The following is a 22437-nucleotide window of genomic DNA, read 5'->3' on the forward strand; positions in this document are numbered from 1 at the left end:
CGGATCATCTTGAGCGCGTTGACGCGTTCACCATGAAGAGAAGCATTTGCTCAGCGCTGTTGCTTTGTCGGCAAAGGTGCCTCCCGGCAGGGGCCGGGAGGCAAGAGGCGCTGGACCCGGTCGGATCAGACAGCCTTGCTGTACAATTCCGCTACGTAATCCCAGTTCACCAGATGGTCGACGAACGCCTTGAGATAGTCGGGGCGGCGGTTGCGGTAATCGATGTAGTAGGAGTGCTCCCACACGTCGACGCCGAGGATGGGGGTCGCGCCCTGCACCAGCGGATTCTCGCCGTTCGGGGACTTGAGCACCACCAGCTTGCCGTCCTTGAGGGCGAGCCAGGCCCAGCCCGAGCCGAACTGGCCGACGCCGGCGGCGATGAAGTCTTCCTTGAACTTCTCGACCGAGCCGATGTCCTCGATGATCTTCTTTTCGATCTCGCCGGGGATGGCGCCGCCACCGTTCGGCTTCATCCAGTTCCAGAAATGCAGGTGGTTGTAGTGCTGGCCGGCATTGTTGAAGAGCGGGGCGTTCTTGCCGAACGAGCCCTTGACGATCTCCTCAAGGGATTTTCCTTCAAATTCAGTTCCCTTTAGGAGATTGTTGCCATTGTTCACGTAAGCGAGGTGGTGCTTGTCGTGGTGGTATTCCAGCGTCTCGCGCGACATGTAGGGGGCGAGGGCGTCATAGGCATAAGGCAGTTCGGGCAGCGTGAAGGACATGAAACATCTCCGCAATCTATCCGGCGTCGTGCTCGGGGCGAAATCGCTGCCCCGGCGCCACACCGGGTATACGACATGTCCGAGCGAGCACCTAGATAGGGTGGCGCCTGCCTTCAAACAACCTTGATGCGGCCGATTTTCCCGGCGAGGTACCACCTTTGGTGTATAGCGGCCTTTAGGCTGGCAAGCGGGAGTGGGGTGCGAGATGTGGTGGTTCCTGGTCCTTCTCGGCGTTCTGATCGCACTGGCCGGGCTTGTGGTGATCGCGCTCGGCGTCGTCATCTACCAGTCCACCTTCGGCAATTCGCTGATCACCACCGGCGCGGTGGCCGCCTCGGGTGGGTTCGTCCTCACCGCCATGGGGCTGGTGCTGCGCCAGCTTGAGCGCCTCTCCCAGCAGATCGAGCGGAGCTATCCCGGCGCGGAAGCGCCTGCCGAAGGCACCTATCCGGCGCGCGTCGGCGGCCGTGGCGCACAGGCCCGCCTCTCCGTGGATGATCTGGCGCCGCCGGAACCTGAGGCCATCGCCGCTGAGCCCGCGCCTGCTGCCCTGCCGCCGGTCGAGACCCGCGAGCGGATCGCGCCGCCCCCGCGCAACGCCCCGCTTCCGCCGCCGGCCGAGCCGGAGGCCGAAGCCGCCGATCCCATGCTGGAGGCGCGCCGCCAGCGGTTGCAGCGCCGGGCCGAGCCGCAGCAGCCCCAGCCTGCCGTGACGCCGCCTCCCGGCCCGCCGCGTCCGCGCACCGGCTACGAGCCGCCCCCGCGCCCGGCCCGTCCGGCGCCCGAGCAGCAGCCAGCCCCGGCAGTGCCCCCCGCTCCGCCACCCCGCCGCGAGCCGGAGGAGCCGCGCATCCTGAAGTCCGGCATCGTCGGCGGCATGGCCTATACGCTCTATTCGGACGGCTCGATCCAGGCCGACCTGCCCGATGGCGTGGTGCGCTTCGCCTCGCTTCAGGAACTGCGCGACCACGTGGCGCAGTCGCAAAGCGAGCGCTGAGCAGGACGGGCAACCTTCGGCTGGCCGCACCCGGCGGGTGAGGCCAGCGGCGTGCCTGGGGAAGGCCTGACGGCGGGCCGAGGCCGCGCCTTCCGAGCCGCGACTCGCGGCTTTGCCCAAGCCGGTTCGTCCTTCTTCCCCCTTCGCTCGCAGGCGCTTTGGCTCTATGGAGCGGCTTTCCGTTCCCGCGCCGGGCTTACCGCCCCGGCACCGCTTCAGGTAGCCTGCCCATGTATCCCAGCGACTCCGGCCTGCCCTTCGATGATATCCGCCAACTCGTTGCCACCATGCCCGGCCCGTCCGAGGGCGCGCGGGAGGCAGCCCTGGCCCGGCAGGAACAGCTGGTGAAGCCGCTCGGTGCGCTGGGCCGGCTGGAGGCCATCGCCGCCCACCTCGCCGCCTGGCAGGGTAATTCCATGCCCACGGTCAATCGGCCCATGGTGGCGGTGTTCGCCGCGACTCACGGCATCGCCGATCGCGGCGTCTCGCCCTATCCCGGCGCGGTGACCAAGCAGATGATGGCCACCTTCACCGCCGGCAAGGCGGCGGTGAACCAGATCTGCGCCACCTTCGACGCCGGGCTGCGGGTGTTCGACCTCGCCCTCGACTATCCCACCCCGGACATCACGCAGGGCGCTGCGCTTGATGAGAAGGCCTGCGCGGCCACCATGGCCTTCGGCATGGAGGCCATCGCCGGCGGCTCGGATCTTTTGTGCCTCGGCGAGATGGGAATCGGCAACACCACCATCGCCGCTGCCTTGTGCCACGGCCTCTACGGCGGCACGCCGGAGGAGTGGGTGGGCGCCGGCACCGGTTCCACGGGCGAGGTGCTGGAGCGCAAGATCGCGGCGGTGCGCGACGCCGTGGCGTTCCACAAGGATCATCTGTCGGATCCGCTGGAGGTGCTGCGGCGGCTCGGCGGGCGTGAGATCGCCGCCATCGCCGGCGCCATCATCGCCGCGCGTCATGAGAAGGTGCCGGTGGTGCTGGATGGTTTCGTGGTCACCGCCGCCGCCGCCGTGCTCCACGCCCTCGACCCGTCCTCTCTCGACCATTGCCTCGCCGGGCACGTCTCGGCGGAGAAGGCCCATCGCGCGCTGCTCGACCGGCTGGGCCTGCGCCCCATCCTCGACCTCGACATGCGGCTGGGCGAGGGCTCGGGCGCGGCGCTGGCCATCGGCGTGGTGAAGGCGGCGGTGGCCTGCCATCGCGGCATGGCCACCTTCGCCGAGGCCGGAGTTTCCGAGGGCTGAAGCTCAGGATTGAAGGGCGCGCGCGGGCGGGAAGGTCACTTCGGCCCGCGTGCCGCCGCCCGGCCGCCGCTCCAGCGCCAATGCGCCGCCGTGCAGGCCGGCGAGGCCGCGCACGATGGCAAGGCCCAGCCCGGCGCCGCGTCCGGTGGCAAGGTCGAGGCGGCTTTCCCGGGGATGGGCCGCCCCCAGCGGCAGCTCGCGCTCGGTGATGCCCGGGCCGGTATCTTCCACTGCGACGAAGGGCATGCCCCCGGCGCCCAGCCCCGCGAGCAGCCGCACCGAGCCGTCGTGCGGTGTGAATTTCACCGCGTTGGCCAGGAGGTTGAGGGCGATCTGGCGCAGCGCCCGCTCGTCGCCCCACAGGCGCGGCGTGCCCGTCACCTCGGCGGTCAGGGTCACGCGGGCGCCGGCCGCCAGGGGCCGCATCATGGCGACGCAGTCCTCCGCCAGGGCATCGAGCCGTACCGGCGTTTCCATGAGGGTGCGGTGGCCGCTCTCGATGCGGGCGAGGTCGAGCAGGTCGTCGGCGAGGGCCAGCAGATGCTGGCCGGAGGCGTGGATGTCCCGCGCATAGCTGCCATAGGCCTGCACCCGGTGGGGGCCCAGCACCTCGTCCGCCATCATCTCGGAAAAGCCCATCACGGTGTTCAGCGGGGTGCGCAGCTCATGGCTCATCTCGGCCAGGAACCGTGATTTGGCAAGGTTTTCGGCCGTCGCCTGCCGTGCTGCCGCCTCCGCCGCATCGGCCCTCGCCTCGGCCGCGCGCAGGGCGGTTTCCAGCCGCTGGGACCGCAGGACGAGGAGGCTGGCGGCGATCAGTGCAGCCGCACCACCGGCGACGGCGCCGGGACCTCCGGCCAACGCCCCGCCCGCCAGCGCCAGGCCGAAGCTGCCCAGACCGGCCACGAGCCAGGAACCGGCAAGGCTGCGGGTGGGGCGGGCAAGGGGCAGGGGAGGCGGGAGGGGGAGTCCGGCCGCCTGCGCCGCGAGCTCCGGCGGGGAGCTGGCGGCGGCGTCGAGCGGGGGGCAAAAGGGGCCGGACATGCGGCAGGAGCCCTTCGCGGACGGCGCGGTCCTTTCAGGAGACCGGCACCGGGCCAGACGGATAACGCGTTCCCAACTCCTGGGGCCGTCGCGGTTAACGGGGGGTTAACGGGCGGTCGCCGAAAGTCCGGCCCCTTAACCTTCAGGGCTTGCGCATGCGCATCAAGGACCTTGTTTTGGCGGTGCTGATCCTCGGCGCGCTCGCGCTTCTGGTGGACCTGCTCAAGCGGGAGGAAACGCTTGCGGGGCATGCGTTTGCTGTGGATGGCGACACCCTGGACATCGCCGGCACCCGGGTGCGGCTCAAGGGCATCGATGCGCCGGAGCTGAAGCAGGAATGCGTGCGGGCGGGCCGGCCATGGGCCTGCGGCGAGGCGGCCCGGCGGATGCTCCAGGAGGCGCTCCGGGCGGCGCCGGTGACCTGCGCCGCCTCCCGGCGTGACCAGTATGGCCGGCCTGTGGCCGTATGCCAGGCGGCCGGTGTGGATCTGTCGGAACATATGGTGCAGCAAGGCTTTGCGGTGGCCTATCTCGGCCGTGCCTACGCCGGGATGGAGGCTGAGGCGCGGGCGGCGGGGCGGGGCATCTGGGGCGGCAGCTTCGAGCCGCCGGTGGATTGGCGGGCCGCCCATCCCCACGGCTCCTGAGGGGTCGGGCAGGGATGCCGCCGCCGCATGCCTCCGCTCTTCGCCACTGCGCTGGAGCCCTTGCACGGCCGGGACAGGCATGGTCTTTCGCTGGGCAAAAGAAGGCGAGGCTGGAGGCGCCAGGGGCATGAAACTTTACGATTCAAGTCGCGCGCCGAATCCGCGCCGTGTCCGCATCTTCCTGGCGGAAAAGGGTATTTCGGTTCCGACCGTCCAGGTGGACCTCGGCAAACTGGAGCACAAGTCGGGCGACTTCACCCGCCTCAACCCCCGCCAGCGCGTGCCTGTTCTAGTGCTGGATGACGGCACCGTCATCTGCGAAACCATTGCAATCTATCGCTTTTTCGAGGCGCTGCAGCCCGAGCCCAACCTGTTCGGCGCGACGCCGACGGAGCAGGGGCTGGTGGAAATGTGGCAGCGCCGGGTGGAACTGGACCTGCTTTATCCCATCATGATGGTATTGAGGCACCTTAATCCCGGTATGGCCACCATGGAGGTGCCGCAGGTGCCGGAATGGGGCGAGGCGAACAAGCCCAAGGTATTGGCAGCGCTTGATTTTTTCAACGATGCCCTGGCCGGCCGGGAGTTCCTCGCGGGCGATCGCTTCACCGTGGCGGATATTACGCTGCTAGTGGCTGTGGATTTCATGCGCGTGATCCGCGTGGCGCTTTCCCCCACCCACGAAAATCTTGCCCGCTGGCATGCAGCCGTCTCGGCCCGGCCGAGCGCAAAGGCTTGATATCATGAAGCTAAAGGTGGTCGGCTGCGGCGACGCGTTCGGCTCGGGCGGACGCGGCAACAGCTGCTTCCTGCTGACCTCACAGGGGCACAAGGCCACCCTCGACTTCGGTGCCAGCGCCCTCGTGAACTTCAACAGGTTCAACATGAGTTCGGCGGACATCGACACGGTGTTCATCAGCCACCTTCATGGAGATCATTTCGGTGGTATTCCATTCCTCCTACTGGATGGTCAGTTTGTCCATCTGCGGGAGCGGCCGCTGGCCATCGTCGGCCCGCCCGGAACCCGGGCGCGGCTGACGGCGGCCATGGAGGTGCTGTTCCCCGGCATGGGGGAGATCGACTGGCGATTCGCCTGGAGCGTGACCGAGGTGGAGCCCGGCTCCACCTCCCGCCATGGCGCCCTAACCCTCACCACCGCGGCGGTGGTCCATCCCTCCGGCGCGCCCTCCACCGCCCTGCGGCTGGAGGATGGCGCCCGTACCCTCGCCTTCTCCGGCGACACCCAGTGGACCGACGCTTTGCTGCCCATCGCGCAGGGGGCGGATCTCTTCATCTGCGAGAGCTTCGCCTTCGAGGGCGAGCCCTACGGCCATCTTGCCTACCGCACCATCGCCCACCGGCGGGCGGATCTGGGCGCCCGGCGCATCCTGCTCACCCACATGGGCGACGCCATGTGGGCGCGCCGGGGGGAGGTGGACCCCACCCATTTCATCGTGGCTGAGGATGGGCTCGAACTCGACATCTGAACCCGCTGTCGACGCCCTGGTGGCGCGAATCCGCGCCTGCCGGGTGTGCGTGGAGGCGCCGCGCGGTGCCCCGCTGCCCCACGAGCCCCGTCCGGTGCTGTGGGTGTCGGCCACGGCCGCCATCCTGGTGGCGAGCCAGGCGCCGGGCACCAAGGTGCATGCCAGCGGGCGGCCCTTCACCGATGCCTCCGGCGACCGGCTGCGCCAATGGATGGGGGTGAGCGACGACGAGTTTTACGACGCGTCCCGAATCGCCATCGCGCCCATGGGCTTCTGCTTTCCGGGGCAGGATGCGGCCGGCGGCGACCTGCCGCCCCGGCGCGAATGCGCGGCCACCTGGCACGACACCTTGTTCGCGACCCTGCCGGCGTTCCGGCTGATCCTGGCGGTGGGCCGCCCGGCGCAGGCCTATCATCTGGCGCGGCTCGGCCTAGGCGCCCACCTGAAGGCGAACCTGACCCAGACCGTGCACCACTGGCGGGAGGTGCGCGCCGCCGGGCTGGCGCTGGCGAACCCGGTGGCGGTCTATACCCTGCCGCATCCCTCCTGGCGCAACACCGGCTGGCTCAAGCGCAACCCTTTCTTCGAAGCCGACCTGCTGCCGCAGCTTCAGGCCGACATCGCCCGCGCGCTGGGGCCGGGCGGGTAGGGGTTAGGATGGGCCGCCGGTAGTAAAAACTGCTGCACGACCCAGAATGGTATGAACCCTCTCCCGCGTGCGGGGGAGGGCAGGGAGGGGGCAACGATGCCTCCAATGCGTATAGCCGTGGGTGGTGGCGCGGACCTGCCCCCTCCCCGGCCCTCCCCCGCAAGCGGGAGAGGGGGCCGGCTGGTTCAGGGTGGCGAGCAGCAGCGCTTCTTTTCGGCCACAGACCTGTCCGCGACACTCCCCTCCCTTGCCCAACCTTTCATCAGCGCTCATATGTCGGGCTTTGTAGTTCAGAGATGTCATGCGACTCAATTGGCGACTTCCCTTTTTCACACACCGGGCCCGCGCGCCTGCCCCCGGAACGTCGACGGCGCGGGAGACCGGCAACAGAGTTGAGACCATGAGCAATACAGCCGAACTCAGCGAAGACCTGGTCCGCTCCACCCTTGCCTCGGTGCGCACCCCGGAGGGCGTCGCCCTCTCGGTGTCGCCCGCCCTCTCCGGCGTGGTGGTCACCGCGGGCAAGGTCTATCTTTCCATCAATGTGGACCCGGCCCAGGCCCGCGCCTGGGAAGGCGTGCGCGCCGCCGCCGAGGATGCGGTGAAGGCGGTTCCCGGCGTCGTCTCGGCGCTGGTGACCCTCACCGCCGAGCGCAAGATGGCCCCGCCGGCCCCCGCGCCCCAGGCCGCCCACGGGCATGGCCACGGCCACTCCCATGGCGCGCCGGCCCCGCGCGGCATCTCGGTGCCGGGCGTCGCCTCCATCATCGCGGTGGCCTCGGGCAAGGGGGGCGTGGGCAAGTCCACCACCTCCATCAACCTCGCCCTCGCCCTGCGCGACATGGGCCTGAAGGTGGGCCTGCTCGACGCCGACATCTACGGCCCCTCGGTGCCGCGCCTTTCCGGCGTCGCCCAGAAGCCGGAGACCACGGCGGACGGCCGCACCATGATCCCGCTGGAGAATTTCGGCCTCCAGCTGATGTCCATCGGCTTCCTGGTGGAGGAAGACACGCCGATGATCTGGCGCGGGCCCATGGTCATGTCCGCCATCTCGCAGATGCTGAAGGAAGTGAAGTGGGGCCCCCTCGACGTGCTGGTGGTGGACATGCCCCCCGGCACCGGCGACGCCCAGCTCACCATGGCGCAGCAGGTGAATCTGGCCGGCGCGGTCATCGTCTCCACCCCGCAGGATCTCGCCCTCATCGACGCGCGGCGAGGCGTCGCCATGTTCGAGAAGGTGAACATTCCCATCCTCGGCGTGGTGGAGAACATGTCCCATTTCATCTGCCCCCATTGCGGCGGGCGGTCCGACATCTTCGGCCATGGCGGCGCCCATGCCGAGGCGGACAAGATGGGCGTGCCCTTCCTGGGCGAGATCCCGCTCCACATGCGCATCCGCGAGATGTCGGACGCGGGCCTGCCCATCGTCGTGTCCGATCCTGAGAGCCCGCAGGCCGCCGCCTATCGCCATGTGGCGCAGGGCGTGAAGGCGGCGCTGGATCGCGTCACCTCGTCCAGCAAGCAGGCTCCGCGCATCGTCATCGAGTGACGTGAGGGGGCCGGCCCTTGCCAAGAGGTGCCGGCGGTGCCGGTGAAAACCACCGTTGCCCTCACCCTGCCCTCCCCCGCCTGCGGGGGAGGGTCGCCGGGCGTGCCCAATCGCACCAGCCAAGCTTCTGTGACTTTAGGATAAGTCGGGCCGTGATCCCGCCGCCGTGCGTTGCCAGCCGGTGATGGGGTGCTCTAGAACAGCGCTATGCCGGCCCTTGCGAGAGGCTGAGCCGCCAAAGAGCCTAGGGAGCCCTTCATGAAACGCCGTGATTTCCTGACCGCCGCCGGTGCGGGCGTTGCCGCGTCCGCCGCTGTCGCCATGCCGGCCATCGCCCAGTCGGCGCCGGAAGTGAAATGGCGCTGCACCTCCTCCTTCCCCAAGTCGCTGGACACCATCTATGGCGCCGCCGAGCTGATGGCGAAGCAGGTGGCCGAGATCACCGACGGCAAGTTCCAGATCCAGGTGTTCGCGGCGGGCGAGATCGTCCCCGGCCTGCAGGCGCTGGACGCCACCCAGAACAAGACCGTCGAGATGAGCCACTCGGCGTCCTATTATTATGTGGGCAAGGACCCCACCTTCGGCTTCGGCACCGCCGTGCCGTTCGGCCTCAACGCCCGCCAGATCAATGCCTGGTTCCTGTTCGGGAACGGCCTGACCCTGATGAACGACTTCTACAAGAAGTACGGCGTGGTGATGTTCCCCGGTGGCAACACCGGCGGCCAGATGGGCGGCTGGTTCCGCAAGGAAATCAAGACCGTGGCCGATCTCCAGGGCCTCAAGATGCGCATCGCCGGCATCGGCGGGCAGGTGCTGGCCAAGCTCGGCGTGGTGCCGCAGCAGCTCGCCGGCGGCGACATCTATCCGGCGCTGGAAAAGGGCACCATCGATGCCGCCGAATGGGTCGGCCCCTATGACGACGAGCGCCTCGGCCTCTACAAGGTGGCGCAGTATTACTACTTCCCCGGCTGGTGGGAAGGTTCGGCGGCGCTGAACTTCTTCGTCAACCAGGAAAAGCTCGCCGAGCTGCCGAAGAACTATCGCGCGGCGCTGACCACCGCCATGGCGCAGGCCAACGAGAGCATGCTGGCCAGCTACGACGCCAAGAACCCGGTGGCGATCCAGAGCCTGGTGAAGGCCGGCACCCAGCTGCGCCGCTACCCCAACGACGTGATGGATGCCGCCTACAAGGCGTCGCATCAGCTTTATGACGACATTGCCACCAAGAACGAAGACTTCAAAAAGGTCTACGAAGACATGAAGGCGTTCCGCAACAACGCCTATCTGTGGTGGCAGATTGTCGAGTTCACCTATGACGACTTCATGGTGCGCGCCCGCACCCGCGGCTGAGCCGCGCCTGAGCTGACCAGAAAAGCCCCGGAGCGCTGCTCCGGGGCTTTTTGTTTAGCGGCTCACGCCCGGGGTGGCCTGGGTGCGGCCGCCTTCCTGCGCGGGGCCATGCTGGGTGTTGGGGCCGGGGGCGGTGCCGGAACGCGGCGTAACCGAGCCGGTGGTGTCCACGGTGGGCGTGCCGGGGGCGCTGCTCGTGCCCGGGGTGGCCTGGGTGCGGCCGCCTTCCTGGGCGGGACCGGCATGGGTGTTGGGACCGGGCGCGATGCCGGAGCGCGGGGTGGGCGGAATGCCAGCCTCGGGCAGGGGGACGCTGCCGCCGGTCACGCCCGGGGTGGCCTGGGTGCGGCCGCCTTCCTGGGCGGGGCCGTGCTGGGTATTGGGGCTGGCCGCAGTGCCGCTGGTCTGCGCCTGGCTCGCACCCGAAAGGGCGATGAGGGCGGCGGCGGCGGCCGGAATGGCGAACTTCATGACGCTCATGAACCTGTCTCCTGATGGTGCCGGTATGCCGGGTCAACAGCGCAGGAGGCGTTTGGTTCACGCACCGTAATGTGATGGGCCGCCGGGAACCCGCCGCGCCCGGAGAAGCGGCGGGGCAGGGGAAGCCTCAACCGCCGATGCGGTCGAAATCGGCGATGCCGCGGGTGGCGGCGCGGATTTCATCCAGCAGCTTCAGGCGGTTCTCGCGCAGGGCCGGGTCTGGATCATTCACCGTGACCGCGTCGAAGAAGGCATCCACCGGCGCGCGCAGGTCCGCCAGCGCAGTCATGGCGGTCTCGAAGTCCTCGGCGGCCACGGCGGTGGCCACGCGGCGCTTCACCTGCTCGATGGCATCGGCGAGGCGCTCCTCGGCCGGCTCCTTGAGCAGGGCGGCATTGGTGGGGCCGGTGAAGGCGCGGCCGTCCTTCTTCTCCTCGATGCGCAGGATGTTCACTGCGCGGCGATAGCCGGCCAGCAGGGTCTTGCCGTCCTCGGTCTCGAGGAAGCGGGCCAGCGCCGTCATGCGCTCCACCAGCAGGAACAGGTCGTCCTGGCCCTCCAGGGCGAAGACCGCATCCACGAGGTCATGGCGCGCACCATGCTCGCGCAGGTGGACCTTCAGCCGGTCGGCGAAGAAGGAGAGGAGGTCATCTGCGATCTTCACAGCCTCGCCGAATACTGTCAGCCTTAAGCCAGAAGATGCGAACTTAAACAACAGCTCATCCTCTGCCGCCTGAACTCCCTTGAGCGTGCGGATATCAGGCGGAAGCGCTGAAATAGAGTCAATAGCTTCTTCAAATGGAAGCTGCTTGATGGTTTGAAGAACTTCGATTGCCCTGTTACGCAGAATGCTCCAAAGCCTTATCCGCAGCCCATTCTCCAGCACGATCCGGATCACCCCCAGTGCCGCCCGGCGGAGCGCGTAGGGGTCCTTGCTCCCGGTGGGCTTTTCATCAATGGCCCAGAAGCCCACCAAGGTGTCGATCTTGTCCGCCAGCGCCACGGCGATGGAGACCGGTGCGGTGGGCACACGGTCGCCGGGGCCTTGCGGCTTGTAGTGCTCCTCGCAGGCGGCGGCGACTTCCGGCGGCAGGTTCTCGTCCTGCGCGTAATAGCGGCCCATGAGGCCCTGAAGCTCGGGGAACTCGCCCACCACTTCCGTGAGCAGGTCGGCCTTGGCGTAGAGCGCGGCTTCCTCGGCTAAAGCCGGCTGCGCGCCCACCTTCGGCGCGATCTCCACCGCGAGGCGGCGGATCCGCTCGATGCGCTCGGCCTGCGAGCCCAATTTCTCGTGGAAGGTGATGGACTGGAACCGGGGCATCCGGCTTTCCAGCCCGTTCACCCGGTCCGTGTCCCAGAAGAATTTCGCATCCGACAGGCGGGCGCGGATGACGCGCTCGTTGCCAGCGACGATGGCCGCGCCGCCGTCGCTCGCCACCAAGTTCGAGATGAGCAGGAAGCGGTTGGCGAGGCGCCCGGTGGCCGGGTTCTTCAGCACGAAGCACTTCTGGTTGGCGCGGATGGTGGCGCGGATCACCTCGTCCGGGATGTCGAGGAAGCGCTCCTCGAACGCGCCCATGAGCACCACGGGCCATTCCACCAGGCCCGCCACCTCGTCCAAAAGGCCCTCGTCCTCCACCAGCTCAAGCCCGTTTGCTAGCGCCAGGTCCTTGGCATCGTTGAGGATGATGTCCTTGCGGCGGTCGCGGTCGACCACCACTTTCGCGGCCTCAAGCTTCGCCATCCAGTCGTCCAGCCGCTTCACCGTGATCGGCGCCGGGGCAAGGAAACGGTGGCCGTAGGTGACGTTGGACGAGACGATGCCGTCCACCTCGAAGCGCACCACCTCCGGCTCGTCCCCCTCCGCCCCGAAGGTGGCGACGATGGAATGCAGCGGCCGCACCCAGCGCAGGGAGCCAGACCCCCAGCGCATGGATTTCGGCCACGGGAAGCCGCGGATGATGGCGGGGATGATGTCAGCGATCACCTCCGGGGTGGGGCGGCCGGGCTTTTCCACCACGGCGACATAGAAATCGCCCTTCTTGGGGTCGCTCTGCACACTGGCCTGATCGAGGGAGGCGAGCCCCGCCGATTTCAGGAAGCCGGCGATGGCGCCTTCCGGCGCGCCGACGCGCGGACCCTTCTTCTCCTCCCGCTGGTCCGCCTGCCGGCCGGGCAGGCCGTGTACCGCCAGCGCCAGCCGGCGCGGGGTCACGAAGGCCTTCGCGCCCTCATAGAGCAGGCCCCGCTCCACCAGCGCGTCGGTGACGAGCTTCTTCAGCCCGTCGGCCGCCTGGGCCTGCATGCGGGCGGGGATTTCCTCGGAGAAGAGTTCGATGAGAAGGTCGGGCATGGGATCAATCTTGATCAATCTGGGTCGCGCGGGGCGATGAAGGGGGCCGGAAGCGGGGGAGGGACCGTCAGGCCGCCCCGCCGGCCGCCGTCTTGAGCCAGGCGGCGCCGCAGGCCTTCGCCAGCTCGCGCACCCGCAGGATGTAGCTCTGCCGCTCGGTCACCGAGATCACGCCGCGCGCGTCGAGCAGGTTGAAGACGTGGGAAGCCTTGATGCACTGGTCATAGGCCGGCAGCGCCATCTCATGGCGTTCGCCCTTGTCGCCGAAGGCGAGATACTTGTGGCAGGCCTTCTCGGCCATGCGGAACTGCTCCAGCAGCATCTCGGTGTCGGCGGCCTCGAAATTGTGCCGCGAATATTCCTGCTCGGCCTGGAGGAACACGTCGCCGTAGCTGATCTTCTCAGCCCCCTCGCGACCGTTGAAATTGAGGTCGTAGACGTTCTCGACCCCCTGCACATACATGGCGAGGCGCTCCAGCCCATAGGTCAGCTCGCCGGAGACGGGGGCGCACTCGATGCCGGCCACCTGCTGGAAGTAGGTGAACTGCGACACCTCCATGCCGTCGCACCAGCATTCCCAGCCAAGGCCCCAGGCGCCCAGCGTCGGGCTTTCCCAGTCGTCCTCCACGAAGCGCACGTCGTGCAGGCCCAGATCCACGCCGATGGCCTGAAGCGACTTGAGGTACAGCTCCTGGAGGTTGTCCGGGGACGGCTTCAGGATCACCTGGAACTGGTAATAATGCTGCAGGCGGTTGGGGTTCTCGCCATAGCGGCCGTCCTTGGGGCGGCGGGAGGGCTGCACATAGGCCGCCTTCCAGGGCTTCGGCCCCAGCGCCCGCAGGGTGGTGGCGGGATGGAAGGTGCCGGCGCCCACTTCCATGTCGTAGGGCTGGAGAACCACGCAGCCCTGGTCTGCCCAGAAGCGCTGAAGGGTCAGCAGCAGGGCCTGGAAGGAACGGTCGGGCCGCATGTGGGCGGGAAGGGCGGGATCAATCATCATGTGCTCGCAAGGCCATTTCCGGCGGCTGTGCGGCCCGGTCGTCCCGTTCGTGGGACGGCCGGGCGGCAGCGCCGCAGGCGCGCGGGACACTAGAGAGGCGTTGGCGGGATGGCAACTCGCCGGGTCCCCCTTCATTGGAAATGGAGCGCGGCCCATGCCCGGAAGGCCTTGCCTGCCCGGCCTTCCGCTGCCGGAGCGGGGCTTGGGTGCCACCCCCCTCAGGGGTGGAAGCGGGAAGCATCCGGCCCGGTGTCTCGGCCCGGATGCGGTCGCGCGGAGGCGGGACACGGTTTCGCGTGTGCCGGGATGGGCTCCGGGGCGGGCCCTGCCGCCACGCGGCGCATCCCAATTCCTTCCCGAAATCTTACCGGATTTGCATTCTGCGAAAACATCGGGGTCTTTACGTTTCGAGAATATCTTGTTCATGTGCTGTTAATACAAGTAAACATCCTGTTTTTCTGCGGCTTTAGCAAAGTTTTCATCGGCTGCTGCAATCTTGTATTGCGTTTTGATGTGTAGCAGGTGCGTAGCGATGACCGATGCCTATCGGCCGAGGGTGAAATATGTGATCGGCCCGGACGGCGGTCCGTTGACCATCGCCGACCTGCCGCCGCCGGATACGCGACGTTGGGTCATCCGCCGCAAGGCGGAGGTGGTGGCCGCCGTGCGCGGCGGGCTCCTGTCCCTTGAGGAGGCGTGCAGGCGCTATACCCTCACCGTGGATGAATTTTTGTCGTGGCAGGCCTCCATCGACCGCCACGGCCTGCCCGGCCTGCGCACCACGCGCATCCAGCATTACCGGCAATAGGGGCGGGCGCGGCCCAGTGATGTCTCAGTTTGAAAAGCTGCGGCCCTGACTGGGAGCCACCGCGAACCCTCTCCCGCTTGCGGGGGAGGGCAGGGTGGGGGTCAAGCGGTCTTCTCAGGCCTGGCAGCGACGGTGCTTATGGCGCGGGTGTGCCCCCTCCCCAACCCTCCCCCGCAAGCGGGAGAGGGGGCAGGGCAGTGGCACGGGTAATAATCCAGCCTCACCCCGCCGCCAGCTCGGCCGCGATGAAGGCGCCGAGCTGTTCCCCGCCGTCCGCGGGCGTGCCCACATTGTCGATGACGAGGTCGGGGGCCACGTCCACCTCCGGCGCGCGCGACAGGCGCTCCTCGATATCGGCCGCGTCCTCGCGGCCACGGGCGGCGAGGCGCCCGGCACGCACCGCCACCGGCGCCGTCACCTCCACCACGCGCACCCGTTGAAAGCGCGTTCGCGCCTCCGGCAAGGTGGCGCGGGAGCCGTTGGCCACCACCACGCCGCCTTCCGCGATGGCCTGCGCCACCTCCGGACCCAGCGCATAGCAGAGCCCATGCGCCCGCCAGAACAGGGGGAAGCGCCCCTCGACCCTGAGCGCCTCGAACTCCGCCTCGCTGAGGGTGCCGTGGGCCTCCCCCGCGCCGGCCGCGCGGGTGACGAGCCGGCGGGCGAACAGCACGCGGGTGTTGTCGGCGAAGCGGGTGCGGGCGATGTCGATCAGCGTGTCCTTGCCGGCGCCCGAGGGGCCGACCACCAGCAGCAGCGTTCCCGGACCCAGCAGCGCGTCCGGCCCCGTGTCGGCTGGCCTGTGGTCGAGGGTCGCCCCTGCGCCGGTCTCCCGCGTGGTCATGCCACCCTTTGCCCCGCGCGATGGACGCTCCGCACCACCGGCATGTCACCGGCCAGCGTCACCCGCACAAGGTCGGCGCGCCGGCCCTGGGCGATTTCGCCCCGGTCGGTGAGGCCCGCCACCTCGGCCGGGGTCTTCGTCACCATGCGCACCGCCCGCGGCAGATCGATGGACGGCACCCGGCGGTTGAGGTCGAACGCCGACCACAACAGGGAGGAGGGCACATAGTCGGACGAGAGGATGTCCAGCAGCCCGGCGCGGGCCAGCGCCTCGGCGGAGACGTTGCCGGTGTGGGAGCCGCCGCGCACCAGGTTCGGCGCGCCCATGAGCACGCGGATGCCGGCGTCGTGGGAGAGCTTCGCCGCCTCCTCCGTGGTGGGAAATTCGGCCACGGCCACCCCGTCGCCGATGGCTTCGGCCACATGCTCGGGGGTGCCGTCGTCGTGGCTCGCCACCACGCAGCCGTGGGCGTGGGCCAACGCCACCAGCCCGGCGCGGTTCTCCCGCGCGAACCGCGCGTGGAAATCGAGCCGCGTCGCCACGATCACATCCATCTCCTCGGCCGTGATTCCGCTCTTCTTCATGTAATAGGAGCGGAACTGGTCCACGCTCGCAAACTGCCTCTGGCCCGGCGTGTGGTCCATGAGCGAGATCAGGTGCACGTCGGTGGTGTCGAGGATGGCGGCGGCATCCTCCACCACCGTGTCGGTGGGCACCTCGCAGCGCAGGTGGATGAGGTGGTCGGCCCGCAGCACGCCGGCGGCGCGGGCCTCCTTCAGGGCGCGGATGAGGACGGGCGCGTCGCCGTCCATGCCCACCGCCTTCTTGTCCGGCCACACCCGCAGGCTGTCGAACACGGTGGTGATGCCGGACGATGCGATCTGTGCGTCATGGGCGAGCACGGCGGCGAGCGGGTTCCAGCGCACCTTGGGGCGCGGGGCGAGGTGGCCTTCCACATGGTCGGTGTGCAGTTCCACGAGGCCGGGCAGGAGAAAATCGCCCTCCAGGTCCACCGCGCATTGCGGCGCCGTGCCGGTGCCGATCGCATGGATGCGGCCGTCGCGCACCGTGAGGTGTCCGGTGACGATCTCGTCGGCGAGGACGAGGCGGGCATTGGCGAACACCTGTTCGGTCATGTCTTCAATCCTGGCTCAGGCGGAAAAACGGGTGACGTCCACCACCCGGTCGGCGACGGCGTCGCGGGTCTCGGCATCGTGGAAAATGCCCAGCAGGCCGCAGCCCTGCGCCTTCTTCTCGTGGATGAGGTCGATCACCACCGCCCGGTTGGCGGCGTCCAGCGATGCGGTGGGCTCGTCCAGCAGCAGCAGGGGCTGGGAGCCGATGAAGCCGCGCGCCACGTTCACCCGCTGCTGCTCGCCGCCGGAGAAGGTGGCGGGGGGCAGGCCCCACAGCCGCTCCGGCAGGTTGAGCCGGGCCAGGCCCGCGCCGGCGCGGGCCTTGGCGGTCTCGGCGTCCACGCCTTCCGCGCGCAGGGGGGCGGCCACCACGTCGAGGGCCGACACGCGGGGGATGACGCGCAGGAACTGGCTGACATAGCCGATGCGTGCGCGCCGCAGCCGCAGCATCAGGCGCGGGTCGGCGCCTGCCACCTCCACCAAAGCGCCGGCATCGGCCACCTGCACGGAGCCCTGATCCACCCGGTAATTGCCGTAGACCATCTTGAGGATGGAACTTTTCCCCGCCCCCGACGGCCCGCCCAGCGCCACGCACTCTCCCGCATGGACGGCGAAGGAGACGGCGGCCACCACGGGCAGGCTGAGGCCGCCCTGAAGGTGCAGGGTGAAGCTCTTGCCGAGGTTGTCGACGAGGAGGAGGGGGGTGCCTTGGGACGAGGCCGGCGTGCCCCCTCCCCAACCCTCCCCCGCAAGCGGGAGAGGGGGCGCATCTGTGCGGGTGGCGGCCGCGGCGTTCGACGTTAGCCCGGACTGCGCGTCCGGAGCGTGCATGACAGGGCTGGATCGCGGGCGGAACCCTCTCCCGCTTGCGGGGGAGGGCAGGGAGGGGGCCGGGGCGTCTCCACTGAGCTTAGCCTCAGGGTTCGGATCGGTCATCATGCGGCGAGCACCGAGGAGACGAGGAGCTGGGTGTAGGGTTCGCGCGGGTCGTCGAGCACCTGGTCGGTGAGGCCCTGTTCGATCACGCGGCCGGATTTCATCACCATGATGCGGTGGGAGAGCAGCCGCGCCACAGCAAGGTCGTGGGTGACGATGACCACCGCGAGGCCGAATTCCTCCACCAACTGGCGGATGAGATCCAGCAGCCGCGCCTGCACCGACACGTCGAGGCCGGAGGTGGGCTCGTCCATGAACACCAGGCGCGGGCGGGTGACGAGGTTGCGCGCGATCTGGAGCCGCTGGCGCATGCCGCCGGAAAAGGTGCGCGGGTCATCGTCCATGCGCTCGGTGGCGATCTCCACGCGGACGAGCCAGTCGGCGGCCTCCTGGCGGATGTTGCCGTAGTGGCGCCAGCCCACGGCCATGAGGCGCTCGCCCACATTGCCGCCGGCCGAGACCGCCATGCGCAGGCCCTGTTCCGCATGCTGGCGCACGAAGCCCCAGTCTGTGCGCAAGAGCAGGCGCCGCTCGGCCTCCGACAGCGCCGCGAGGTCGCGCATCTCGCCATCGCGCATGCGGTAGGACACGTGCCCGGCACTGGGGGCAAGCTCGGTGGAGAGGAGGCTCAGAAGGGTGGACTTGCCGGAGCCGCTCTCGCCCACGATGGCCAGCACTTCGCCCGCGTGCAGGGTGAGGTCCACGTCGCGGCAGCCGAGGCGGGAGCCGTAATATTTCGCCAGCCCCTCGGCGACGAGGAGGGGGGCATCGGGGAGCGAGGTCATCTCCTGGCTCATGGCTGGCCCTCCCCATAAGGCGCGCTCATGGAGCCGGTGTGGCCTTCGGCCTGCCGGGTGGCGCAATGGTCGGTGTCGGAGCACACGAACATGCGGCCACCCTTGTCGTCGAGGATCACCTCGTCGAGATAGACACCCTTGGCGCCGCACAGGGCGCAGGGCTCGGCGAAGGCCTGCACCGCGAACGGATGGTCCTCGAAATCCAGCGACACCACGCGGGTATAGGGCGGGATGGCATAGATGCGCTTCTCGCGCCCCGCGCCGAACAATTGCAGCGCCGGGCTGTCGTCCATCTTCGGATTGTCGAACTTGGGGATGGGGGAGGGGTCCATCACATAGCGGCCCGCCACCTTCACCGGATAGGCATAAGTCGTGGCGATGTGGCCATGCCTTGCGATGTCCTCGTAAAGCTTCACCTGCATCAGGCCGTAGTCGGAAAGTGCATGCAGACGCCGGGTCTCGGTCTCGCGCGGCTCCAGGAAGCGCAGCGGCTCGGGGATGGGCACCTGGTAGACGATCACCTGACCTGCGCGCAGCGGCGCCTCGGGAATGCGGTGGCGGGTCTGGATGATGGTGGCGTCCCGCGTGCGGGTGGTGGTGGCTACCCCCGCCGTGGTCTCGAAGAAGGAGCGGATGGCCACCGCGTTGGTGGTGTCGTCCGAGCCCTGGTCGATCACCTTCAGCACATCGTTCGCGCCGAGGATGGCGGCGGTCACCTGCACGCCGCCGGTGCCCCAGCCGTAGGGCATGGGCATCTCGCGCGAGGCGAAGGGCACCTGATAGCCGGGAATGGCGATGGCCTTCAGGATGGCCCGGCGGATCATCCGCTTCGTCTGCTCGTCGAGATAGGCGAAATTGTAGGTGATGGCGGGCATGCCGGAGGCGGTGCGGGCGAGGGCGGTCATTCGGCGGCCTCCTTGTGGGGGGCTTCGGCCACGTCCGGCGCTTGTGCCTCTGCTTCGGCCGCGTGCTCCGCACGCATGCGGCGGATGAGGTCCAGCTCGGCCTGGAAGTCCACATAGTGGGGTAGCTTCAAGTGCTCCACGAAGCCGGTGGCCTGCACGTTGTCGCAATGGGAGAGCACGAATTCCTCGTCCTGCGCCGGGGCGCTCTTCTCCTCGCCCAGCTCGGCGAAGCGCAGCGATCGGTCCACCAGCGCCATGGACATGGCCTTGCGCTCCAGCTGGCCGAACACGAGGCCGTAGCCGCGGGTGAATTGCGGCGGCTGGGTGGCCGAGCCCTTGAACTGGTTCACGCTCTGGCATTCGGTGACGCTGATTTCCCCCAGCGGCACGGCAAAGCCCAGCTCTTCCGCGTGGAGGCTCACCTCCACCTCGCCAAAGCGAATCTCGCCCACGAAGGGATGCGTGCGCGCATAGCCGCGCTGGGTGGAATAGCCGAGCGCCAGGAGAAAGCCCTCGTCGCCCCGCGCCAACGCCTGGAGGCGCAGCGGCCGGTCGGCGGGGAAAGACAACGGCTCGCGGGTGAGGTCGCGCGGCGGCGTGCCATCGTCCGCCGGGGCGGGCTCGATGAGGCCTTCGTCGCCCAGCAGGTCGGTGACGCGGGGCATGGGCCCCGCTGGCGCTTCGGCAGCCTCTCCGGATGTATGGACCCGCGCTCCGGTGAACCCTCTCCCGCTCCGAAGCCGGATGTTTCCGGCTTCGGTCTCTGGAGTCGAACTCGGCAACAGCCGAGTTCGGTCGGAGGAGGGCAGTGAGGGGGCCGGGATCTCTCCGGCGGGTGAGGCGTCAGGCGTGGGGGCCGTGCCCCCTCCCCAGCCCTCCCCCGCAGGCGGGAGAGGGGGCACGTTGGGTCGGGCGGAGGTGGTGGTCTCTGCCGCCGTGCGGTCGGCGTCGTCCCCCGCCTGCGTTGCCAGCCGCTCGTCCAGCAGGCGGTGGGTGTAGTCGAAGGTCGGGCCCAGCACCTGGCCGCCGGGCAGGTCCTTGAAGGTGGCGGAGATGCGCCGGCGCACCCGCATGGCGCCGGTATCCACTGGCACCGAGGCGCCGAAGCGGGGCAGGGTGGTGCGGAAGGCGCGGGCGAGGAAGATCGCCTCGATCAGGTCGCCCCGCGCCTGCTTGATGGCCAGTGCCGCCAGTTCGCGGTCATAGAGCGAGCCCTCGGCCATCACCCGGTCCACCGCGAGGGATAATTGCCCGGTGATCTGGTCGAGCCCGATCTCGGGCACGGATGCATCGCCCCGCCGGCGCTGGGCGAGCAGCGCGTGGGCATTGCGGATGGCGGCCTCGCCGCCTTTCACGGCCACATACATGGGGTCAATCCTGTGTGTGGGGAGCAAGCGTGCGCGGCAGGCCGGCGACGAGGCCGGGCGCGCACAGGATGAGGTCGATGCCGAGGGGGTAAAGCGCCCGGTTGGCGGCAAGGCGCCTGCCGAAATCCGCCGGCAAAGGCGCCGCGGAAAAGGTGCGCCGGCCCTTGATGCCGGGGCCTTCCAGCACCAGAGCGCCTTCGCTCTGTTCATCCATGCGCGCAACCTGCACGATCAGCGTCGCCGAGCGGTCGGGATAGTCCGGCTCGCCTTGGGCGAAGCGGGCGAAATCCGGCAGCCCTGCGCCATCGCCCATCAGGGCGAAGCGGGCGGCGGCGGGGTCCGTCACCAGCGGCGCGCCGGTGTGGAAGCGCAGGAAGGCGGCCACGTCCGGCACCGCAGCCAGTGTGGCGTCGAGATAGACCGGCGTCTCGTAATCCAGCAGCGCCAGCGCCGCCGCCGCCATTTCCGGCGAGAGCGGGGCGGGGGGCGCAAGAGCGCTCGCCAGCGGCACCAAGCGGGCCGGCTCGGCCATGGCCCGCATCAGCGCGGCGAAGGCGCGCTGGGCGTCGTGCACCGGATCGGCGAAGCCGGCGGAGAGGGCGGGGGCGAGCGCGGCCATCAGTCCTCGCCCCGCGTCATGGTGAAGAAGTTGACCTTGGTGGCCTCCGCCTCGGCCGCGGCGGTTGCCTCTTCGGCGGCGAGGCGGCGGCGGATGGGGGCGAGGGCGTCGTTGACCGCGAGCTTCAGCGCCGGGTCCTGCCACAAGGCGTCGAGGATGGCCGCAGCCTCCGCCTTCTCCGGCGCGCGGCCCAGCATGTAGGAGACGCCGGTGGCGCCGCCCTCCAGCTGCACGGCGGCGCGGGTCACCGTGGCCTCCCCCATGTTGAAGGGCGCGCCATCGCCGCCGGTGCGGCCCTGCACCATCACCAGCCCGGCCTCAGGCGGCCGCAGCTTCCTGACCTGAGGCAGAGGTGAGAAGCGCTCCACCGCTGCCTCCAGCTCGGCGCGGGTGGCGCGGGCATAGAGCGCCATCATGGCCTGCCGCTCGGTGCTGTCGGCCGTCGCCTCGGGGACGGGCGGGGGCGTCTTTGGTTCGGAAACGGGTGCGTCGGGCCCCATGATCGCCTCGAATGCAGGTGCCCGCCGGGGCAGGCACGCGGAAGGGATGTGAGAGCCGAGGCTCCGCTGGACTTCATTTGTATAATAATCTATACAAATAGACAAGACGGCGAGGCCGTCAGGGAGGCAGAAATGTCGGGGACGTCGCGCAGTCTCTCAGCCAAGGGTCACAACCCGATGACGCAGGCGACCCAAACGGAGGCGGACGGTGGGGCATCCGAAGGGCGCGAGGGCGTGGCCCGCGGATCGGGCGTCACCCTGTGGCGGCAGATCGCCCAGCGGCTGGAGGAGGAAATCCATTCCGGCATCCTGAAGCCCGGTGCCCGCCTGCCGGTGGAGGCGGAGCTGTCGGAGACTTTCGGGGTCAACCGCCACACCCTGCGCCGGGCGCTGGCGCATCTGGCCGAGCAGGGGCTGATCGAGGCCACCGCCGGGCGTGGCACCTTCGTGAAGGAGCCGCCCCTACGCTATCCCATCGGCGCGCGCACCCGCTTCTCGGAGATCGTCTCGGCGGGCGGGCGCGAGCCGTTCGGTCGCTTCCTCGGCTCGAAGGTGGAGGATGCCTGCCCGGACGTGGCGCGCGAACTCGCCGTACCCGAGGGCACGCCGGTGCTGCGCATCGAGAGCATCCATGAGGCGGACGGGGTGCCCATCTCGTTTGGCACCGCCTGGTTTCCGCACGCGCGCCTGCGCGACCTCGACCTGGTCTATGCCGCCACCGGCTCGCTGACACGGGCGCTCGCGACCCTCGGCATCGAGGATTATCGCCGCCGCGAGACCCGCATCACCGCGCGGCCCGCCAATGCGCGGGAGCTGGAACTGCTGTCGCTGGCCCCCGGCCGGGCGGTGCTGGTGCTGGAGCGGCTCGACGTGGAGCCGAACGGCGTACCCCTGCAATGGGGCCGCTCCTCCTTCGCCGCGGACCGGGTGCAACTGGTGTTCAAGGCGTGAGCGCGTCCGCGCCGGCTCGGAGGGCAGGGCGCGGCATGCTCTT

At 69.1% G+C, this 22437-nt stretch carries 23 protein-coding genes; 10 read left to right on the plus strand and 13 right to left on the minus strand.

Features of this window, described 5'->3' with window-relative positions; translation table 11 throughout:
• Positions 1-125: 125 nt before the first annotated feature.
• The gene (locus FBQ73_RS01280) at positions 126-722 is read right to left on the minus strand and encodes a superoxide dismutase (protein WP_012115295.1); all 597 of its coding nucleotides are present in this window, start codon (positions 720-722) and stop codon (positions 126-128) included.
• Between the two features lie 205 nt (positions 723-927).
• Here FBQ73_RS01280 and FBQ73_RS22640 point away from each other — a divergent pair, with 205 nt between their 5' ends.
• Together FBQ73_RS22640 and cobT are read left to right on the plus strand one after the other, a co-directional pair.
• The gene (locus FBQ73_RS22640; RefSeq protein ID WP_170218699.1) at positions 928-1719 is read left to right on the plus strand and encodes a hypothetical protein; all 792 of its coding nucleotides are present in this window, start codon (positions 928-930) and stop codon (positions 1717-1719) included.
• Between the two features lie 230 nt (positions 1720-1949).
• Positions 1950-2972: a nicotinate-nucleotide--dimethylbenzimidazole phosphoribosyltransferase gene (gene cobT / locus FBQ73_RS01290; protein ID WP_138397723.1), complete on the plus strand. Its 1023-nt coding sequence runs from the start codon at positions 1950-1952 to the stop codon at positions 2970-2972.
• A gap of 3 nt (positions 2973-2975) precedes the next feature.
• Here cobT and FBQ73_RS01295 read toward each other — a convergent pair whose 3' ends face one another.
• The gene (locus FBQ73_RS01295; protein ID WP_138397724.1) at positions 2976-4016 is read right to left on the minus strand and encodes a sensor histidine kinase; all 1041 of its coding nucleotides are present in this window, start codon (positions 4014-4016) and stop codon (positions 2976-2978) included.
• Between the two features lie 155 nt (positions 4017-4171).
• Here FBQ73_RS01295 and FBQ73_RS01300 point away from each other — a divergent pair, with 155 nt between their 5' ends.
• The 6 genes from FBQ73_RS01300 (at position 4172) to FBQ73_RS01325 (ending at position 9698) form a co-directional block, all read left to right on the plus strand.
• Positions 4172-4663 (plus strand): thermonuclease family protein, encoded by a 492-nt coding sequence (locus FBQ73_RS01300; protein ID WP_138397725.1) that lies wholly within the window; start codon positions 4172-4174, stop codon positions 4661-4663.
• 127 nt (positions 4664-4790) lie between these two features.
• Complete coding sequence (locus tag FBQ73_RS01305; RefSeq protein WP_170218700.1) at positions 4791-5402, plus strand: glutathione S-transferase family protein; 612 nt, start codon at positions 4791-4793, stop codon at positions 5400-5402.
• 4 nt (positions 5403-5406) lie between these two features.
• The gene (locus tag FBQ73_RS01310) at positions 5407-6150 is read left to right on the plus strand and encodes an MBL fold metallo-hydrolase (protein ID WP_170218701.1); all 744 of its coding nucleotides are present in this window, start codon (positions 5407-5409) and stop codon (positions 6148-6150) included.
• Positions 6128-6799, plus strand: a complete 672-nt coding sequence (locus FBQ73_RS01315; RefSeq protein WP_138397728.1) for a uracil-DNA glycosylase family protein — start codon at positions 6128-6130, stop codon at positions 6797-6799. Before FBQ73_RS01310 ends, FBQ73_RS01315 begins: the two co-directional genes overlap by 23 nt.
• A gap of 400 nt (positions 6800-7199) precedes the next feature.
• Positions 7200-8348, plus strand: a complete 1149-nt coding sequence (gene apbC / locus FBQ73_RS01320; RefSeq protein WP_170218702.1) for an iron-sulfur cluster carrier protein ApbC — start codon at positions 7200-7202, stop codon at positions 8346-8348.
• A gap of 258 nt (positions 8349-8606) precedes the next feature.
• Entirely contained in the window at positions 8607-9698 is a 1092-nt protein-coding gene (locus tag FBQ73_RS01325; protein ID WP_138397730.1) for a TRAP transporter substrate-binding protein, read from the plus strand.
• A 54-nt stretch (positions 9699-9752) separates the two neighbouring features.
• Here the strand turns inward: FBQ73_RS01325 and FBQ73_RS01330 are convergent, their stop codons facing one another.
• The 3 genes from FBQ73_RS01330 to FBQ73_RS01340 form a co-directional block, all read right to left on the minus strand.
• Positions 9753-10178, minus strand: coding sequence for a hypothetical protein (locus FBQ73_RS01330; RefSeq protein ID WP_138397731.1), 426 nt, complete (start codon positions 10176-10178; stop codon positions 9753-9755).
• Between the two features lie 127 nt (positions 10179-10305).
• Positions 10306-12531, minus strand: coding sequence for a glycine--tRNA ligase subunit beta (gene glyS, locus FBQ73_RS01335; RefSeq protein ID WP_138397732.1), 2226 nt, complete (start codon positions 12529-12531; stop codon positions 10306-10308).
• A 67-nt stretch (positions 12532-12598) separates the two neighbouring features.
• Positions 12599-13525 carry a glycine--tRNA ligase subunit alpha gene (locus FBQ73_RS01340; RefSeq protein ID WP_210236640.1) on the minus strand — a complete coding sequence of 309 codons (927 nt, stop codon included), beginning with the start codon at positions 13523-13525 and terminating at the stop codon, positions 12599-12601.
• A 538-nt stretch (positions 13526-14063) separates the two neighbouring features.
• Between FBQ73_RS01340 and sciP the strand changes: the two genes are divergently transcribed.
• Complete coding sequence (gene sciP / locus FBQ73_RS01345; protein WP_138397733.1) at positions 14064-14339, plus strand: CtrA inhibitor SciP; 276 nt, start codon at positions 14064-14066, stop codon at positions 14337-14339.
• Between the two features lie 220 nt (positions 14340-14559).
• Here the strand turns inward: sciP and phnN are convergent, their stop codons facing one another.
• From phnN to phnG, 8 genes are all read right to left on the minus strand, one after another.
• Positions 14560-15183 carry a phosphonate metabolism protein/1,5-bisphosphokinase (PRPP-forming) PhnN gene (gene phnN, locus FBQ73_RS01350; protein WP_210236635.1) on the minus strand — a complete coding sequence of 208 codons (624 nt, stop codon included), beginning with the start codon at positions 15181-15183 and terminating at the stop codon, positions 14560-14562.
• Positions 15180-16319: an alpha-D-ribose 1-methylphosphonate 5-triphosphate diphosphatase gene (locus FBQ73_RS01355; RefSeq protein ID WP_138397734.1), complete on the minus strand. Its 1140-nt coding sequence runs from the start codon at positions 16317-16319 to the stop codon at positions 15180-15182. The genes phnN and FBQ73_RS01355 overlap by 4 nt, the downstream gene beginning before the upstream one ends.
• 15 nt (positions 16320-16334) lie before the next feature.
• Positions 16335-17150 carry a phosphonate C-P lyase system protein PhnL gene (gene phnL / locus FBQ73_RS01360; protein ID WP_246089500.1) on the minus strand — a complete coding sequence of 272 codons (816 nt, stop codon included), beginning with the start codon at positions 17148-17150 and terminating at the stop codon, positions 16335-16337.
• Between the two features lie 104 nt (positions 17151-17254).
• Positions 17255-18052, minus strand: a complete 798-nt coding sequence (gene phnK / locus FBQ73_RS01365; RefSeq protein ID WP_138397735.1) for a phosphonate C-P lyase system protein PhnK — start codon at positions 18050-18052, stop codon at positions 17255-17257.
• Complete coding sequence (locus tag FBQ73_RS01370; protein WP_138397848.1) at positions 18049-18927, minus strand: alpha-D-ribose 1-methylphosphonate 5-phosphate C-P-lyase PhnJ; 879 nt, start codon at positions 18925-18927, stop codon at positions 18049-18051. Before FBQ73_RS01370 ends, phnK begins: the two co-directional genes overlap by 4 nt.
• A 26-nt stretch (positions 18928-18953) precedes the next feature.
• A complete protein-coding gene (locus FBQ73_RS01375; RefSeq protein WP_138397736.1) occupies positions 18954-20324 on the minus strand; it encodes a carbon-phosphorus lyase complex subunit PhnI in 1371 nt (456 codons plus the stop codon).
• A gap of 4 nt (positions 20325-20328) precedes the next feature.
• Complete coding sequence (gene phnH / locus FBQ73_RS01380) at positions 20329-20943, minus strand: phosphonate C-P lyase system protein PhnH (protein ID WP_138397737.1); 615 nt, start codon at positions 20941-20943, stop codon at positions 20329-20331.
• Positions 20943-21443, minus strand: a complete 501-nt coding sequence (gene phnG / locus FBQ73_RS01385; RefSeq protein WP_210236636.1) for a phosphonate C-P lyase system protein PhnG — start codon at positions 21441-21443, stop codon at positions 20943-20945. Before phnG ends, phnH begins: the two co-directional genes overlap by 1 nt.
• Before the next feature lie 132 nt (positions 21444-21575).
• On the opposite strand from phnG, the gene phnF reads away from it, so the two are divergent.
• The gene (phnF, locus tag FBQ73_RS01390; RefSeq protein ID WP_246089501.1) at positions 21576-22394 is read left to right on the plus strand and encodes a phosphonate metabolism transcriptional regulator PhnF; all 819 of its coding nucleotides are present in this window, start codon (positions 21576-21578) and stop codon (positions 22392-22394) included.
• Positions 22395-22437: the final 43 nt, after the last annotated feature.

This window comes from Xanthobacter autotrophicus (assembly GCF_005871085.1).
Classification (GTDB): Bacteria; Pseudomonadota; Alphaproteobacteria; order Rhizobiales; family Xanthobacteraceae; genus Xanthobacter; species Xanthobacter autotrophicus.